Source organism: Citrobacter sp. 50677481 (genome assembly GCF_001463265.1).
In the GTDB taxonomy this organism is placed as follows: Bacteria; Pseudomonadota; Gammaproteobacteria; order Enterobacterales; family Enterobacteriaceae; genus Citrobacter_A; species Citrobacter_A sedlakii.
Genome location: NZ_LNHZ01000027.1, coordinates 45,150 through 63,262, shown reverse-complemented (window position 1 = coordinate 63,262; position 18,113 = coordinate 45,150). Strand labels below are relative to the sequence as shown.

Genomic DNA, 18,113 nt, shown 5'->3' with positions numbered 1-18,113 from the left:
GATGGCCCAAGCCCAGCAGTGGCGGGGCTTCTGGCCGGATAGCCCCGTGACTGCCAAATATTACGACAACAGATTTATCAGAACTTCTTCATTTACCTGATTAATTGTTCCGCTTTTGCCACAATTTGTGCGCTGGATCGCGCTATCTGGTCATAATTGTAAATATCTGTGCGATATTCCGTTCGTCCATCGGCTCCCACGAACGCGGTCAGATAATAAAGATTGACCGGAATCGTCTGGCGAATATTGACGTAGCGGGTATCCCCCTGCTTCAGAGCGTCAGAGATGCGGGTATTATTCCAGCCAGCATCCTGTAGCAACATATTGGCAAGCTCAGAGGCCTTGTTTACGCGCACGCAGCCGGAGCTTAACGCCCGGGAGTCCCGTTTGAACAGATTATGGTTCGGCGTATCATGCAAATAAATAGCATCTGAACTGGGCATGTTAAATTTATACCGTCCCAGCGAGTTATGCGCGCCGGGCGCCTGCTGGAAACGAAACGGCAGATTCGACGGCGTAATGGTGGACCAGTCGACCTGCCACGGGTCAATCGCCTCCCTGCTGTTCCAGCCGCGCATCACCGTATAGCCGTGACGTTCCAGATAGCCCGGGTCATTCCAGACCTTCGGCAGAATGTCTTTTCTCGCCAGCGTCGGCGGGACATTCCACGGCGGGTTGACCACCACATTATTCAGGGCGCTGCTCATCATCGGCGTTTTACGATCGGGACGCCCTACGATAACCCTCGACGCCAGCACCTGGTTGCCGTTCTGATAATAAACCAACGAGTAGGCCGGGATATTAACCATGATCCCCGTCGACAGGTCAGCCGGAAGTAAGCGCAGACGCTGGATGTTCAATGCCAGCACCCCTGCGCGCTGTGCCGGGGTGACGTTCAGCCAGTCGCGGGTCGCAGGGCCAATCGCCCCGTCCGCGCCCAGTCCCTGCCAGGTCTGGAAGCGTTTGACCGCCGCGACAAGCTCTTTATCATAAGCCGCGCGTACGGCTGGCGCTGGCTTGCTGCGCGGCGCGCTCTGCGGCGAGGACTTCGCGTCGGGTGCGTCAACGGCGACGGCTGACGGACTGACCACTGCCTCTGATGGCGTTTCATCGCCGGGTAGCGCGATCTTCGGTCCTCCTTCAAGCATCCCGGTACGCTGGAGGATTTCGCGCAGCGCCGGAACATCATTACTCCACTGTCCCGGACGCAGCGTCGCTTTCCCGGTCAACTGCGGCCATGGACGGGAATCGCCGACCAACTCCAGCAGCGACGCATGCATCGACGCGTATTGCGGGTGTTGCGGCGCCAGCCCGGCGATAAAAGCAGGCAGTTGACCGTTATCCAGCGCGACCTGCCACTGGTTAATCACCGACAGCGGCGGCGTCGTCATTGCGTACGGCTTGCTGCTGTAGAGCCAGCGGTTGCCTTTGACCGGAATATTGGCGATAAAGTGCAGGTACCCCATCATCGCGTCAGACAGAACGACATCGCGCGTTAATCCGCTGACGGACGGATCGGTGAGTAGCGCCACCCAGTGGGTGAACTGTGGCTGGAAGCCCGCGATCGCCACCTCAGCCAGTTGCTGCTGGAAGGCTTTCACCGCATCACGGTTCTCCCACATCGGCCGCATATCACGCGCCGCATACAGCAATTCCAGTTGATTCATATAGACAGGGGTGTACCCTGCAGGCAACCGGGACTGAAGCTCCGCGCGCGCTTTTTCCGTCGCGCCTTCAGGAAGGGGCTGGAGACCCGCCATCACAGCCGTTGCGGCGGACTGCGCCTGCGGCTGAGCGAGACTTTGTTCATTGGCGACGACAGGACTGCCGCCAGCGATAACCTCAGGCTCATCAGCCTGAACATTGAAGTGTGGAGCGAATGTTACAGCCAGGCACAAACTGAATGCCGAAAGCCGACGACCACCAAATTGATTAAGCAACATCCCTTGCCCCCTGGTTGCTATATGACATGCCCGCACATCCGGGGCTTTTTCCTATTATAGAAAGGCTGACAGGCGTTTACCTAACCTTATGTAAAGGAATTTAAAGATAACTCAGTATGAGAAGGTTGTTAAGTGGGCAGAAAAAATCCCCGTGTTTTAAGCACGGGGAAAGAACGAAAAGGACGCCTTACTCGGTAATGGTTAATGTGGTCTCGACATCATACTTGTAAGACCATTGCGTGCCTTTACTTTTGCCTAAAAGCTGTATCGTGCCGCGATAGACTCCCGCAGGCAAAGACGCATTTGTTGAGGAAGAATACACGAGATTCGCCCAGACAGGCGCATTGGCCTCGTAACAAGGCTGCCCATAAGAGTTCAGCTGGAAGACATTACAGGCTGTGGCGCGACGTCCCTGAACGATCACATTCCACGTTTTCCCGTTCTGATCGGTCATTGGCACCGTGAGCGGGCTGGAGCCCATCACGTCGGAAATTAGCGAGTCTGGCCCCTGTGTATCGCCCGTCGTCACGAATGCCATATCAGGGATGCCTCCAATATGCTGTGAGTCCCAGTTATCGCCTTGTACGGTGGTGCCGACAACCGAGATGTCCCAGCTCCCCCGGTAATCATCAATGAAGGTGACCGCTTTATTGGTTAACTCTGAGTTGCCAATGGTGGCCTTTACCGTGACCTGCCCAACCGTAGAGCCCGACAGTTTAACCGTAGCGATACCTCCGCTATCGGACTGCGTTTCAGTAGCAGAAAGCGAATTCAGCGTCGTGCTCCAGGAAACCGTCGCGGAAGGCAAGGGATTATTATTACCGTCGACCACTTCAGCACGGTAAGTGACTTCGCCCTTCCCGACATAGGCTGAGTCAGCGCTTGGGGTTAATTTTGCCAGCGTTGCCGTCTTCGCATCCGCAGTAAAGGTAACACTATTACCCGAATGTGCTCCTGAAGGATTAGCGTCTGGCGTTGCAGTAACCGTTACCACGCCTGATTTCACGGAGGTCCCCTCCGTTGTGGCGCTGCCGCTACTGTCAGTTTGACTGCTTTGCGGGGACAGTGTGACGCCATCCAGGTCAGCACGCCAGTTTACCGATGCACCCGTTAAGACGTTGCCATTTTCATCCGCAACTGTCGCTGTCCAGCTGATTTTTTCCTGACCATCGGCAACCGCCGTCGCGGTGTTTGCTTTTACATCCGTCACCTGCGCGGTTGCCACATTCCCGATGACCTGGAGTTGTGCCGTCTGGCTGCTGGCGCCTGCCGCTGCGGTCACCTCGATATTCCCCGCCTTCAGGCTTGAGAATTGGGTCTTCGCGATCCCCTGAGCATCCGTCGTTGATGCACTTTCACTAAAGCGGCTGCTCGTTTCACTGCTACTCCAGTTTACGATTACGCCTGAAATTGGGTTCTGGTTGGCATCAATAACCTTCGCTGTTAGCGTCACGTTATCTTTACCCGCAATAATTCCCGACATTTTATCCGCGCTGAGTGACGATACAGTCGCCGTTCCTGGATCGCCAGTGAACGTTAAATCGCCTAACGTTTTTGTGCTTCCATTGATGCTGGCTTCGACGCTGTAGCGGTCCACCGTGGTCGTTGTCAGCAGCACATCCGCAACCCCATCGGCCTGCGTGGTGGAGCTTGTCGCAGACAACTGACCTGTGGAGGGCGAAACAGCCCATTTTACTTCAGCGGCGGACAGCGGGTTTTCATTTGCATCCACAACCGTTGCGCTAACTTTTATTGCCGCAGTTCCATTGGCTAGCGCACGTTGTTTGTCGCTACTTAACGCCCCAACGCGTGCAGTCGTTGGATCAGCCGTAAAAATCACGGCTTCAGCCTGGAAAGGCGCGCTCTCACTGGTTCGCGCAGTGACAATAACGCTACCCGCTTTCTTCGAGCTTACAGTCATTGCAGCGACGCCATTCGCATCACTGATCGTCTGATTCTGGCTTAATGTGACATTACTGTTGTCCGCTGACCAGTTAACGGTAATATCCGGTAAAGGAAGACCTTCCGCATTTCTGACCGTCGCTTCATAACGGATAGTGCTGGCGCCATCGGCAACTTGTTTTGTGGTGCTTACCGTAATACCGTCAATTTTCTGCGTACTACTATCCGCAACAAAGGTAATGGGATCTGTGGTTTGCGCCTTGCCATTATTAACGCTTGCGCTCACCGTCACTGTTCCCGTCTTCGCTGACTTCAGACTCAATGTTGCCTTACCCTGTACGTCCGACACCGACGTCTTTTCAGTGATTTTTGTGCCGTCCGTTTTATTAACGACCCAGTTAACCGTCACTCCGCCCAGCGGATGATTGGCATTATCCGTCACCTGGGCGGTAATGATGTCGGTATCATTATTGTTTGCCACGACCTGCTTCTTCGCGGCAGAAATAGCGCTGACCTCTGCGCGGGTTATATCTGCGGTGAAACTCAGCGAAGGGGTGCTAATCGCGTTGCCCTGCAGCAACTGAGCTGTCACAACTGTGGTGATCACTGCCGTACTGCTTACCTGAATTTGCGCGGTACCGTTAGCATCTGTCAGCGTAGTGTTCGCGGACAATTTTGCCTGCGGATTATCGGCCGACCAGTCAACAGTCGCGTCTTTCACGACATTACCGTTTTGATCGGTGACATGCGCGGTCAGGGTTAGGGGCGTGACGCCGTTCGCCAGGGCGCTGGTTGCGGGGACATCCACAGCGGTGAGTTGCGCAGCGCTTTGCGTAGCCTCTTCAGTCAGCTTCGCGCTGGCCAGCTTCACGTTTCCGTCAATCAACGGTTGAATCGTCAGTGTTTCAGCCTGTGTGCCCGCCGTCACGGTAGCAACGTATACGCCAGCTGACGTCTCGTTAAAGTGACCAATCGTCGCGTTCTTCTCTGCTACCTCACCGCCCACCTGCGCGGTGTTCATTTTCGCAGCGCTTAGCGTAGCCGTCAGTCGTGCCGCCAGTCCGCTCGCATTTTCGCCAGACGTTGTTTTGAGACTGACAGTAACATTGGCCGTTGAAGCGCCATCAGCAGGAATGCTGGCGGGTGAGACCACCGTGGTCGACTGCAGCGTAGTGACATTAATGCCGCTCACGTTGACCTTCATTTCGCTGGCGTCAGAAGCGTTGCCTTTTTTATCCCACGCAATAGCTTTGAGGGTGTAGCTATTGACGCCACTTCCCTGCCAGGCGGGTAAGGTGAAAACAAACTGCTCCGCACTTCCGCCGGAACTGATCTTGCCGCCGTTGCTGAGAAATGAAGCCGCCTGCCATTCAATGCGTTCAAGACCATATTTGGTTTTTACTTTCGCTGTCACGGATTGTTTAGTCTGTTCTTCCCCCTGAATCGCCGTGGGTAATGACAGTGAAATGAGTTCCTGTTTGCGGTATTCAAGTACAATATTATTGTTACGGTCGACGAGATCCTGACGGCTTCCCATCAGAGAGCGACGCTGAGCCAGCGCAGAAGGATCGAGCTGATCGCGCAAAGGCACGCCAGGCGACCAGTTTACGCTGAGATTGAGCTGCGTATCGTTCTGGCCGCTTTTGCCCATTTTTTGATTTGCACCGAGGGTAATCAACGGAACAGGGGTATAGTTGAGGCCTAAGGTGACGGCGTAAGGATTTTTCTGTCGATCGTCTTCATCGTCTCCGAATAACCCCACGCTGTCGCCATAATATTTTTCATAAATTATATTGGCGCCTAACTGAGGATAAGCAGGCAAATACCCCGTCGCGCGAACATCAAAACCATTCGCCGCGCGCTCGTCATAATCCCGATACTGAGAAGATGCCATCCAGTCACTGAGACGAAAATAGCCATTAGCGGCAAGTTTGACGTAATCCCAACCTAACTCAGCGCCCACGCCGAGACGTTCGTGATGGTTATCCGAAACCTGCCGATCGTAAAAAAGATTTGTGCCCCACATCCAGTCGTCAGAAAAATGGCGATACCCCAGTCCTGTATTGATAACATTTCTGTCATCATGCCGTCTGCCGCCTAACTGAGTAAAAAACAGATGTTCTTTTTCGTTATACAACGGAAGCAGGAGATCAAGTTCAGAATCAGAAAGCGTAAAATGTTCATCAGTACTGATATTCACCCGCGCCGTGCCAAACTGATTCAACCACTTTTGCACGGCGGAGGAGGCTTCGCCTGTCGCCGTCGAGATAACCGTAGTGCTTAATGCGGTCGCTGCGTCATCACTACTCAGTAACGATCCCGCTTGCACGGCCGCTTGCGCAACACGATTTGCGTCCTGCCCTTCGCGATTATTCGTATCGTTGGCTGATAAAACAGAGGACTTGTCCTGTGCGCTCTCAGCATAACTCGGTGAAAAATAGACCAGGCTTGAGGAGGAAAATAACTGAAGCGCTATTTGCAAACAGGCTAAAGACTTCCTTGTCGATAAATTCATATAATTTGTCCCTGGTTTATCCATAGGGAAAGTTAAAAGCTTATTTTATGGTAAACAGCACAACACCTTCAATTACGCCAATAATTAACAGGATTAAATTACCCGGATAAAAGTTGAAATTACATTCTTGAAAGAAATTAATATAAACCCGCCAGTCAGTTCTTTTGAATAAAAATTAACACCTTATAAAGATAAGCAGAATGAATATTAGAATTTTGAGTTATATATTTAATTTTATATAAATATAAATTTAGAATTTTTCAGGTATCACGCGTAAAAAAGCCGTAATCCAATGATTACGGCTTTTACGTTGTTGCGAACCGATCTACGACGCTTCAGTCACGCCCGGCACACCTTCCGGAGGCTGTGGCGCAAAGCCGCGCAGCCCTACCACGTGTACGTGTTCCGTATTCTGGAAGACTTTACGCACCAGTTTATAGGTGGTGCCTTTTTCCGGACTGATGTTTTCCGGCGCCGCGATGATGAGCTGCATCTGCAGGCGTTCGCACAGCTCAAACAGCGTGGCGATGGAACGCGCATCGAGACGCGCCGCTTCATCAAGGAACAGCAGGCGGCACGGTGAGATATCTTTGCCGCGCAGGCGACGCGCTTCATCTTCCCAGCTCTGTACCACCATCACCAGAATAGACATACCGGTACCGATCGCCTCACCGGTAGACAGCGCGCCGGACTCTGCGCGCAGCCAGCCGTCGGAACCACGGTTAACCTCAACTTCCATTTCCAGGTAGTTACGGTAATCCAGCAATTCCTCGCCAATGGTCTGCGGCGTGCGCTGCCCCATGTCAATTTGCGGATTCAGTCGCTGATACAGCTTCGCCAGCGCTTCCGAGAAGGTGAGGCGATTGCTGTTGAACAGATCCTGATGCTGCTCGTGCTGTTCAGACAACACCTCCAGCAGCGTCGCGTGGGTTTCACGCACGTTGACATTCAACCGTACGCTATTGACCTGGCCGAAGGAAACGCTCTGCAAGCCCTGGTTGAGCTGACGGATACGGTTCTGTTCACGCTGGATAGTTTTACGAATGATGTTCGCCACGCTACGGGAGCTGATCGCCAGTTTCTGTTCGCGGGACGTCAGCTCTTCGGTCAGGCGGCCCAGTTCGATCTCCATCTGTTCGATCGCTTCCACCGGGTCGTCGGTACGAATGATATCCTGACGGATACGTTCACGCAGATGCTGATACACCGCGACGAAGAACTGAATTTTACGCTCCGGACGTTTTGGATCTTCCGACAAGCGCAGGACGTCACGCAGATGCTCGTTATCCGCAACGGCCAGACGCAGCGCGCCGAGCGCCTTATCCGACATGGAACGCAGATCGTCCCCGGAAAGATAGGCCAGCTCGCGGCGGTGCAGGCGGCGCTCCACGCCGCTGTCTTTCACCAGCCGCATCACTGCACACCACCCGGCTTTCGCCGTGACAACCTGCTCACGCATTTCAAAGTAATCGCGTTCCAGACGGCGCAGTTTACGGGTCAGGTTATCCATTTCCGCTTCACAGAAGGTGAGCGCTTTCTCAAGCTGGTTGCGGCGCGAACGGTTATTGCTGAGCTGGGCATGCAGTTCATCACGACGCATCCGCGCACGCTCTTCCGCCCCGCTGTCGGCGCGCACGCCGATATCCTGCAGCTCGCGTTGCAGGTCGTTGAGCAACTCTTTCTTGGTGTCATAGGAACTTTTCAGCGACGCCAGCACCTGGTTGTACTGGCTCAATTGCGCAGCATGACCACGCAGCGCTTCGCGGGCGCGGGTGCGTTCCGCTTCCGCCTGTTCCAGACGTTGACGCAGCTTTTCGTTCAGATCGCTGTTGCCGCTGAGCATTTCCGCTGAGTCGGAGTAACCGAAGTGGGCACGACGCTGCACCACTTCCGTCAGCGCAAACGCCTGTTGACGGGCATCGCGCTGCACTTGTTGGGCATAGGCGAAATCGTCTTTCAGTTGTTCAAACTGTTCCGGGTCGCTCTGCAATACCGAAACGACCGGTTCCAGTTTAGCAAGCTGGTTGCCGTGCTGCTGAATAAAGCGCGCGGCTTCCTGCGCATCGTCCAGCCGTTCGCGGATCTCATCCACGCGATCCGCCAGACTGTCGTCCGCCAACAGATTGAGACGCGGCAGCAGGCGGTTCAGGGCAGAAACGCCCTCTTTCGCCTGTTCGTACTGGAGACGCTGCTGCTGGTTATCGCTTTCATGGGCGGTCAGCGCGCGCTCGAGCTCAACGCGGCGGGCGTTCAACTGGCGAATTTCGGCTTCCGGATCGGACTCAAACGCCACCGAAAGATGGCTACCGATGAAGCGGCTAAAAGCCTGATGCAGACGCTGGGTTTTCTGGACGTCAAAAGAGAGCGTGGCGAAACGTTCCGACAGACCTTCACGCTCAGCGTGCAGGCTTTCGATACGGCTTTCACGCGCAGCGCGGCCAAACAGCGGCACCGACGGAAAACGGGAGTAACGCCACTGGCGATCGGCAATTTTGACCACCACCGCTTTTTCCAGTTCGTCGACGCTGAAAACACTGTCATCGAAAGACTGCGGATCCCCTTCAATCAGATACAAATCTTCCGGGCAATCCGTTAAGCCTTCCAGTTGCTCGGCGATCTGCGAAAGATCCGGGACCACGATAGCATGGCGCGACGGGCCGTACAGCGCGGAGAAGTACGGGGCATCTTCCAGACTGACGTCGTCATAGATTTCCGACAGCAGGACGCCGCCAAACCGTTCCGCCAACGCGTTAAGCCGTTGATCTTCCGCACCGCCAGGCTGACTTAAGCGTTCAATTTCTTCGTCAACGGCGTTCTTACGCGCGCCGACTTCATCACGCTCAACAATCGCTTCACGTTCGCGTTCCAGCAACTGTTGCAGATATCCGGTCACATCCTGGCTGGAGGTGAACTCCTCGCCACACTGCTCGCTGAGTTGACTCAGGCTGTTCTGCGCCGCCAGCCACACCGGCGCGCGCTGCATTAAGTGCTGAATGCGCGACTGAAGCTGCTCCTGTTCCTGACGCAGCGCCATCCGCTGTTCGTGAGCGTTAGAGACGCTGTCAGAGAGCGACGCGATGCGCGCTTCCAGTTCCTGATGCAGTGCCTCCAGTTCATCAATGTCGAACTGTTTACCCTGCCGTTTGCAGAACTCCGCCAGCAGACGCTCCGCATCTTGCTGTTCGCGCAGGCGCTGCTCCAGCTCGCTCAGGCGCATCCGCAACGGCTGAACCTGTTCAGCCAGGTGGCGTTGATCGACGCCTTCGCGCAGCAGTTCGCGCGCCACGTCCCATGCTTCGTTACGCGCCAGCGGGCCGTTAATCGCCACCACCAGTTGATACGCCTGCTCAAACTGGCTGTGCGCCGTTTGCGCCACACTCATTTTCTGCTCGAGAGAGAGCATTTTTTCGGTGGCTTCCTGCTCTTTCGCCTGGAAGGTGTCCAGCCACTCGGCGGCGCTGTCTGCGGTGAGGTCCGGCAAATGGCAAAGTTCTTTAGCGCGCTGTAACGCGGAAATCGCCTGGTTGTATTGAATCGCGCGGGTCTGCTGAACGTCCAGCGCCTGCTGGTAGTCGGCGAGCTGGCTTTTCAGCTCATCCACTTCCAGTTCGGCGGCTTCGGCGCGCGCCTCGTTATCTTCCTGCCGTTCGGCGGCTTCCGCCACCACTTCGTTTTGCTCTTCGAGACGGATCTGCAGCTCGTCGAGATCCGCTTCGTAGCGCTCAATTTTTTCCTGCTGACGGAGCGCGGTTTGCACCAGATTCAGGTGATCGCTCGCGGCCTGATAGTCGGCCTCAAGATCCCCTTCCGCGCCGTTGTGCTCGGCAAGTTCGCGCGCCATATCGACATGTTTATACTGCTCAGCCGCAAGCTGTTTACGCGAGGCGTAAAGTTCACGACGGAACTCCAGCGCCTTGTCCAGGTGAATGCGACGCTCGTTGGCGTGGCGCATGTAGTCCGCCGCCACATAGTTGGTGGCTTCGCTGATCAGGTGCTTAAACAGATCGCGGTCAGACTGGGTGACGCGGATCGCTTCCAGGGTCATGCGGTTTTCACGCAGCGCCGCTTCCATATCCTGGAATGCCTTGCGCACACCGCTGTTTTCCGGCAGCAGGTAGTCGCGTAAAGAGCGGGTGATGGCGCTGGAGATGCCGCCGTACAGCGACGCTTCAATCAGGCGATAGAATTTACTGCGGTCGGAAGCCGAGCGCAGACGACGGGCAATGATGCCCAAATCAAACATCAACGAATGGTAATCAGTTATGGAGTTGAACTGCTTAAACTGTACGCCTTCCATTTCATCAAGCTTGTCTTTCAGCTCGTTGAGCGTGAGCACGCGCGCCTGACGTTCGTTGAGGGTTTCCGTCACCAGTTGCGTCGGCTGAACCGACATCGGCAGTCCCTGAATGGCAAAGGGTTTAATGTCCACTTTCCGGTCGCGACCGGCGACCTGTTGCAGACGCACGCCGACCACCACCCGCTGGTGGCGTGAGTTGATGGTATCGAGCATCGAATAACACACGCCCGCCTTCAGCTTACCGTGCAGGCCTTTATCGCGTGACCCGCTGGTCGCCCCCGCTTCGGTTGTGTTACGGAAGTGCAGCAGGGTTAAGTCCGGGATCAACGCCGTGACGAAGGCCGCCATGGTGGTCGATTTCCCCGCCCCGTTACCGCCGGAAAGCGTGGTGACTAATTCATCAAGGTCAAAGGTACGGGCAAAGAAACCGTTCCAGTTAATCAGCGTAAGTGAGCGAAATTTACCGCGTTCAATCATTATTCTTCTTCTCCACTGTCCGGCTGATTCTCTTCGGTCTCATCGTTGAGCTGTAAGTGGTTTTCGACCGGCATCGCCTCTCCGTCGCGAATTAAGCGGCGCTGGGCTTCGCGCGGGTCGTCGCCAGTACGAACATCCGCGCCAAAGCGGAATACCGATTCCGTAATGCGGAATTTGCTGCTGTCGTGCCCCATAAACCACACCATGCCTAAGCGACGCAGGCGGTTTAAGGACGAGCGCATTTTTTCCTGCAGCTTTTGCCGGTCCACGTCGGAGCCGGTTGAGCGGTTATTCACCAGCTTCAACAGTTTAGCTTCGTCGGCCAGCGTTAACAGTTCGTCGTACAGCTCCTGTTGGGTGAAAATCCCTTCATTCGCCAGCCTCTCCGGGCTGAGATAGAGGTAGCAGAGGATTTTCCCGACCATCATATCCAGTTCGGAAAGAACAGAACGCGGGATCAGCGTCGTGGAACGCGGACGCAGGTAGAAAAACCCTTCCGGCGCGCGGATCAGCTCGACGTTATAGCGGCTGTAAAACTCTTCCAGATAGTCCTGAAAATCCATCAAAAAGGCATGATTATCCAGTTCGTCCAGTCCAATATGACGGCCTGAGCGTAACGCGCTGTCCAGCGCCGGAAATAACGGATTCGCCAGCGCCTGCGCCAGCTTAACCGGCATCACTTGTTCAATATTTGTCAATGACATGCGCCTGTACCTTGGCTCCGTAATCATTAATCGGCTGCCATTTGGCTGGCAGTCCGGTGAAGTCTGCTTGCGCTACGCCAAGACGTACCGCCTGATCGATAACAATACGCGCCACGTCGAAATGACGCGCACGCGGGTACTGCGACAGATATTCGCGTACCACGAGACCGAGATCCAGCGGCGTCTCTTTGGTTTTGTAGACAGCCAACTGTTCTTCGATGATCGCCGCCAGTTGCTCGCGGATCTCGTTAAATTCTTCGTACTCTAAATCCGGTGGAAGTTCCCCGGTCACCTCTTCGTCGCGCAGCGCCATTTCCTCGTCACGCATATCCAGCAGACGATCGGCGTTCGCATAGGTCAGCGCCCACGGCTCGTCGAAATAGGTCTGGACAGACTGGCGCAGACGCTGGGCAAAAACGCGATTTTTATCCATGTCGATAGCGGTACGGATAAATTTATGCACGTGGCGGTCATAGCCGATCCACAGATCGATAGACTGCTGACCCCAACTGATAATACGGTCAAGCTTACTTTGCAGATCAAATACCAGACGATCGACGAAATGCAGATCGTCATGCGCCAACGTCGCATCCTGGATGCGCAGCAGGTTGGCCTGCAGCTTATCACCCGCCGCCTCCAGCGTATCCTGCAGTTCGCGCAGGGTGCCCGACGTTTCCGAGAGCAAGAGTTCGCAGCTGGAAATTGCCGCCCGCCAGTCTTTATTCAGCAGTTGCGCGATGTCGTCTTTAACCTGCTGTTGCTGCTCATCCATAATGCGCTGGGTGAGATCGATGCTGTCGAAAATTTCCGCCACCGAGTATTTTAGCGGCGCATAGACGTTACGATGCCAGTGGAACTCGTCGCCGCCTTCATCCGCGGCATCCGCTGCGCGCTTCAGTTCTCCTGCGACGATCGACAACTGCATTGACAGACGCAGCGTGGAGAACTCGCGCTGGCGGATATAATAATCGGTAATCCCGATGCCAAGCGGGGTAAGACGATAAATGGCGTTCCCTTCCGCCTGCTCGCTGGTAAAGCGGTTCAGCAGACGTTGACGCACCATGTCGTTGATCGCATTGTTCGCGCGTACGCCAATGGTTTCGCTGGTTTGCTCAAACGCATCACTGACATGGCGAAACGCATCCACCAGTTCGCCTTCACTCATCTCGCCGTCGAGTCGCTCACCGTTCAGCGTGGCCACGGCCAACAGGAACGAAAGTCGGTCTACCGGCAGCGAGATAGAAAAATCATTTTTTCTGGCCCAGGCAACCAGTTCGGGGACTGTCTGGGAAAATTCACTCATAGGTTATCCTTGCATCTGCGGGTAAAGCCTCATGGGACAGGCGTTTCAGCGCGGTGACGTGTATATACCGGCCAAGGCTTATCCAGGGTTCCTGACGGCAATAACGCGTTTCAAGTTCAAGCAGCATCTCATAGCAGTCCCGCTGCTGGTGCTTTTCACGCAGATAATCATGAAAGACGCGCACCCCGGTTTTTCCGGTTATTTGCCAGCCAATCTGTTCCAGCCACTGATAAACCTGCCCTGGCTCACGGGGATAGTCCGGTGAAAGCGTGCGCTTTTTACGCTTTGGCATCCCCACCTGCACGTAATCGAAATTCCCGGCCACCATATTGTGCATCAACAGGCCGTTGGCATTGTAGAACATTAACGACAGTGCGCCACCGGGGCGCAATACCGACCACAGCGTCTCTAATACGCAGACCGGTTCTGCAACCCATTCCAGCACCGCATGAAACAATATCAGATCAACCGGGCTTTCCAAATGCGAAGCTACGTCCTGAGCGGCGCATTGTATAAAATGCATGTTATCGCTCACACCTTTTGCGTCCGCCGCCTGCTGCGCGCGGGCGATCATTTCCGCGGAAAGGTCACATAAGGTGACGTGGTGGCCCCGCTCTGCCATTTTGATCGCGGTCTGGCCTTCGCCGCCGCCGGCATCCAGCACGCGCAGTTTTTGCGTACCGTATTGCGCCAGCAGGCCATCGAGATCCTGCCAGAGGATCGCCTGGCGCAACTGGCCTTTGGTGGTGCCGTAAATGTTACGGGAAAACTTTTCCGCGATGTCATCAAAATTGCGATCCCGCATCGGGCTCTCCACTGACGGCTTGGGGTTCTTAATCAAAACCGCTATTTTGTCACACCCGAGCGGAGAATGAACCTGTCTGGTGTAATATCCTGATTATTCTTCTGCTGTATGGTTAAAAAAGGAACCAAAAAGAATGCTTTTTACACTAAAGAAAGTGATTGGCGGCATGCTGCTGCCTCTCCCTTTCCTGTTGTTAGCGATCGGCGCAGGGTTGATGTTGCTGTGGTTTAGCCGTTTTCAGAAAACCGGGAAGGTGATAATCAGCGCAGGCTGGCTGGCGCTGTTTTTGCTTAGCCTGCAGCCCGTTGCGGACGGACTGCTTCGGCCGATAGAAAGCCGGTATCCCACCTGGCAGGAGACACGAAAAGTGGACTACATCGTCGTGCTGGGCGGCGGCTATACCTGGAATCCCGAGTGGGCGCCCAGCTCCAACCTGATCAGTAACAGCCTGCCACGCCTTAATGAGGGCATTCGCTTATGGCGGGCGAATCCGGGTTCGAAGCTGATCTTTACCGGCGCGCCCGCGCTGACTAATCCGGTCAGTACCGCGGAAGTCGGCGCGCGCGTCGCCGAATCGTTAGGCGTGCCTCGCGCAGATATTATTACCCTGGAGCAGCCGAAAGATACTGAAGAAGAAGCGCTGGCGGTGAAGCGGGCCATTGGCAACGCGCCGTTCCTGTTAGTGACGTCCGCCTCGCACCTGCCGCGGGCGATGATTTTCTTTCAACGCGTCGGGCTGGATCCGCTGCCTGCCCCGGCAAATCAGTTGGCAATTGATTCACCGCTGAATCCGTGGGAATACGCGCTCCCCTCGCCGGTCTGGCTGATGCACAGCGATCGCGTGGGTTATGAGACGCTGGGGCGTATCTGGCAGTGGCTGAAAGGACTGTCAGGCGAGCCAGGGCAGGAGTGATTTCGCCGCAAGATCGACGTTAGCGCGGCTAAAGCGCCCGGTATTGACCAACTGGGCCACTTCGTCCCATAAGACATAAAGCCAACGCCGACAGATAAACGACTCTGCCACAGGCGCGCGGCGCAGGTAATGCCAGAGCAGATCTTCCGCCAGCGCGTTATCCATCAGACGGAACAGTTCATATTCCCGCGGCGCCCAGAGCATAATGCCCGGCCCCACCATCGCCAGAAGCTGATCGCTTCTGGCATCTTTTAACATACTGCGCAGGCTGAAATTGCCATGCACCAGCACGCAATTATCATTGAACCCCTCGAATAACGCAGGGAGGCATTCCCGCGTTCGAAACAGGATCCTTTTGTCCTGCATCGTCAGCCCGGTGTTGTTGAACTGATTGAGCGTGCTCCATAGCACTTCAACACGCTGGCGATACCAGGAGGGCCAGATGTTTTCCTGGGTATTATCCACCGCGCCGACGCAGCCCCGGCTGTCCTGACGATGCCAGGCGAGCAGACCTTCGACGATCTGATCTTTAAGCTGCTCCCAACGCTCCGGGGTGCGCGCTGGCGCTTCCACAGACACGCCCCGCAGGCGTTCCAGCAGCAACACGTCGGGGCCGGGGTGCTCGTCGTGGGTCATTACGCCATACACGACCGGCATCCGGACGGTACCGCTGCGCGCCAGCATAGTGATTTTCCACGCCAGCTGCTGCGCGACGCCGGGAGTGGTGAAACTTCTGGCCATCAGCGGCATCGGATTGCCATGGCTGTCATACAGTGACCACAGCGCCGTATCGGCTTTTTCATTCACGCATTCAATACGGCTTAGTTTTTCGCCCAGTAAATGGCTTAATTCGGCACGCAGCTGTTCCATTCAGTTTACCCTTATAAACGCTACTGCTTTTATAATGAGCGCCAGAGGGGCAGATGTCACCCGGATGAGATCAATTGTTGACAAGAAAATGTGAGGAAAATCGTAACGGTACGACGCGCCGCCCGGGATCGGACGATGCGTCGTAAGGGAACATTAACGCATTTCGGCGCGGACGCGCTCAAGATCTTCGGCGGTATCCACCCCGGTACCGGGAACTTCTTTCGCCACCGCGACGTGGATCTTTTCGCCGTACCACAGCACACGGAGCTGCTCCAGCATCTCGATGTTCTCCAGCGGGCTGGGCTGCCAGCTCACGTAACGGCGAATGAAACCGGCACGGTAGCCGTAAATCCCCAGATGGCGCAGGAAGGTATCGCCAACGGTTTCCAGGCTTTTGGCGAATCGGTCACGATCCCATGGGATTGTCGCGCGCGAGAAGTAAAGCGCATAGCCTTCCGCATCCAGCACAACTTTGACCGCGTTGGGATTAAAGGCTTCTTCCGCGCCGTGGATCGGTGCCGCCAGCGTAGCCATGCCGACCTGACGCTGCGCCAGGTTTTCTGCGACCTGACGAATAATGACCGCCGGGATCATCGGCTCGTCACCCTGAACGTTAACAATCACGGTGTCATCGCTAAACCCGCACTTCTCGACGACTTCCGCCAGACGTTCCGTGCCAGACTGGTGGTCAGCGCGGGTCATGCAGACTTCGCCGCCCGCAGCCTCAACGGCGCGCGCGACATCGTGGTGATCGGTTGCGACGATAATACGCTCGGCGCCGGATTCACGGGCGCGCTCCAGGACGTGCACTATCATCGGCTTGCCATTAATATCCAGCAGCGGTTTGCCAGGCAGGCGCGTTGACGCATAGCGCGCGGGGATGATGACCACGAAACTCATGATTTCCCCTCGTCAGCCGCCAGCACGCGGGCTTCTGTTTCCAGCAGGACGGGAATGCCGTCACGCAGGGGAAACGCAAGGTTATCCAGTTTGCAGATCAGTTCTTGTTTTTCCTGGTTAAACCAGAGTTTCCCGTTACAAACCGGGCAGGCGATGATTTCAAGCAGACGATGATCCATAGTTCCTCCAGATGGACCGGACAGTGAATCGGTAAATCTTATCATAATCGTTCACGCGTCTGCGTCTAATTCCCAGCCCTGCCGACATTCCGTGAACAGTCCCGGCGGGCAGTGGCCTAACGTCACGCGCGTGGCCTGCTGCCAGCGGGCAAAATCGTCAATCGCCTGTTTTAAGCCGTTCTGTAGCGAAATCCCGGACGCGACGCCCTTTTCCAGGTGCAGCGAAATGATCTCCAGCACCGCTGTTTTACGGTGCATTTTGGCGTCCATCCGACCAACCAGCTGTCCCCGGTGAAGCAACGGCAGGACAAAATAACCAAACTGCCGTTTCGGCGCGGGGGTGTAGCATTCCAGCCGATAACTGAAACCGAAGAGTTGTTCCGCGCGTTTACGATCCCAGACCACCGGGTCAAACGGCGACAGAACCGCGCTGTGCGTCGCGCTCAACTTTTTCGCCTGCGCCTGTTCAAGCAGCGGCAGGAGCTCAGCGTGTAGCCACAGCGTACCGAGCGTGTCGACTTCAACGGGAATAATTTGCTGTTGCTCCGCGCGCGTCTCTCGCCAGCGCTGTAGATCGGGTCGCTTTAGCCGATAGTAATCCGCCAGCCATTGCTCGCGAAAAATGCCAAGGCTACGGGCGCTGTTGTCCAGCATGAACAGCTCAGCCTGGGCGCGCGGTAGCAGGTCGCGCTCATCATCCCAGTGCGGCATCACGCGATGGGTTAAATCATAAACGCGCTGAAAGTTGCGCCGTTCAACCACCATCAGTTTCCCGGCGGTGAACAGCCCTTCCAGGTGGCGCTTATGCGGCTTCCACTCCCACCATCCGCTGGTTCCCTTACGTGGATGCGCAAAATCCGCCGACCGCACCGGGCCGTTATGCTGAATATGCTGTATGAGTTGTTCAATTTCCCCGGCATGGTCGTTCATCCACGCCGCTTTGTACTTCCAGCCCATGTTTTCCGGGGTCAACATCCGGTGACGTATGAGCTTGAAGTCGCTGCGCGGCAAAAAGCAGGCTTCGTGCGCCCAGTACTCCATTAGCTCGCCGCGAGTCAGCGCGGCGTCAAGCCACTGCGAGGGATAATCCCCCAGACGGCTGAACAACACCAGATAAGGGCTGCGCGCGACAATATTGATGGTGTCGATTTGCAACAGCGACATGCGGGTTATGGTCGCGAGAATATCGGACTCACGGGCTCGACGGCGTGGCTTGCGCAGTAAGCCCTGTGCAGCGAGGTGGAGAAGACGGGCCTCTTTAAGAGAAAGGGACGGCAACGACATTGATGACTCCATCATTCATTC

The 18,113-nt window shown here is 55.6% G+C and carries 11 protein-coding genes; 1 reads left to right on the top strand and 10 read right to left on the bottom strand.

Annotated features, from left to right (window positions below; translation table 11 throughout):
* Positions 1-92: 92 nt before the first annotated feature.
* From ldtD to cmoM, 6 genes are all read right to left on the bottom strand, one after another.
* A complete protein-coding gene (gene ldtD, locus APU02_RS06005) occupies positions 93-1,943 on the bottom strand; it encodes a L,D-transpeptidase (protein WP_060569542.1) in 1,851 nt (616 codons plus the stop codon).
* 187 nt (positions 1,944-2,130) lie between these two features.
* Entirely contained in the window at positions 2,131-6,360 is a 4,230-nt protein-coding gene (locus tag APU02_RS06000) for an inverse autotransporter beta domain-containing protein (RefSeq protein WP_060569541.1), read from the bottom strand.
* Positions 6,361-6,685: 325 nt separating this feature from the next.
* The gene (mukB, locus tag APU02_RS05995; RefSeq protein WP_060569540.1) at positions 6,686-11,134 is read right to left on the bottom strand and encodes a chromosome partition protein MukB; all 4,449 of its coding nucleotides are present in this window, start codon (positions 11,132-11,134) and stop codon (positions 6,686-6,688) included.
* Positions 11,134-11,838: a chromosome partition protein MukE gene (gene mukE / locus APU02_RS05990; RefSeq protein WP_042288098.1), complete on the bottom strand. Its 705-nt coding sequence runs from the start codon at positions 11,836-11,838 to the stop codon at positions 11,134-11,136. Before mukE ends, mukB begins: the two co-directional genes overlap by 1 nt.
* Positions 11,819-13,141 carry a chromosome partition protein MukF gene (gene mukF / locus APU02_RS05985; RefSeq protein WP_042288102.1) on the bottom strand — a complete coding sequence of 441 codons (1,323 nt, stop codon included), beginning with the start codon at positions 13,139-13,141 and terminating at the stop codon, positions 11,819-11,821. Before mukF ends, mukE begins: the two co-directional genes overlap by 20 nt.
* Complete coding sequence (gene cmoM, locus APU02_RS05980; RefSeq protein WP_060569539.1) at positions 13,134-13,946, bottom strand: tRNA uridine 5-oxyacetic acid(34) methyltransferase CmoM; 813 nt, start codon at positions 13,944-13,946, stop codon at positions 13,134-13,136. The genes mukF and cmoM overlap by 8 nt, the downstream gene beginning before the upstream one ends.
* A 133-nt stretch (positions 13,947-14,079) precedes the next feature.
* Here cmoM and elyC point away from each other — a divergent pair, with 133 nt between their 5' ends.
* Entirely contained in the window at positions 14,080-14,859 is a 780-nt protein-coding gene (gene elyC, locus APU02_RS05975; protein WP_060569538.1) for an envelope biogenesis factor ElyC, read from the top strand.
* On the opposite strand, the gene APU02_RS05970 is transcribed toward elyC, so the two are convergent.
* The 4 genes from APU02_RS05970 to APU02_RS05955 all read right to left on the bottom strand — a co-directional run bounded on the left by APU02_RS05970 (position 14,836) and on the right by APU02_RS05955 (position 18,092).
* On the bottom strand, positions 14,836-15,729 hold the full coding sequence (locus tag APU02_RS05970) for a YcbJ family phosphotransferase (protein WP_042288113.1): 894 nt from the start codon (positions 15,727-15,729) through the stop codon (positions 14,836-14,838). The genes elyC and APU02_RS05970 overlap by 24 nt on opposite strands.
* Positions 15,730-15,882: 153 nt before the next feature.
* The gene (gene kdsB, locus APU02_RS05965) at positions 15,883-16,629 is read right to left on the bottom strand and encodes a 3-deoxy-manno-octulosonate cytidylyltransferase (protein WP_060569537.1); all 747 of its coding nucleotides are present in this window, start codon (positions 16,627-16,629) and stop codon (positions 15,883-15,885) included.
* On the bottom strand, positions 16,626-16,808 hold the full coding sequence (ycaR, locus tag APU02_RS05960) for a protein YcaR (protein WP_042288120.1): 183 nt from the start codon (positions 16,806-16,808) through the stop codon (positions 16,626-16,628). The genes kdsB and ycaR overlap by 4 nt, the downstream gene beginning before the upstream one ends.
* Positions 16,809-16,859: 51 nt before the next feature.
* On the bottom strand, positions 16,860-18,092 hold the full coding sequence (locus APU02_RS05955) for a winged helix-turn-helix domain-containing protein (RefSeq protein ID WP_060569536.1): 1,233 nt from the start codon (positions 18,090-18,092) through the stop codon (positions 16,860-16,862).
* Between the last annotated feature and the right edge of the window lie 21 nt (positions 18,093-18,113).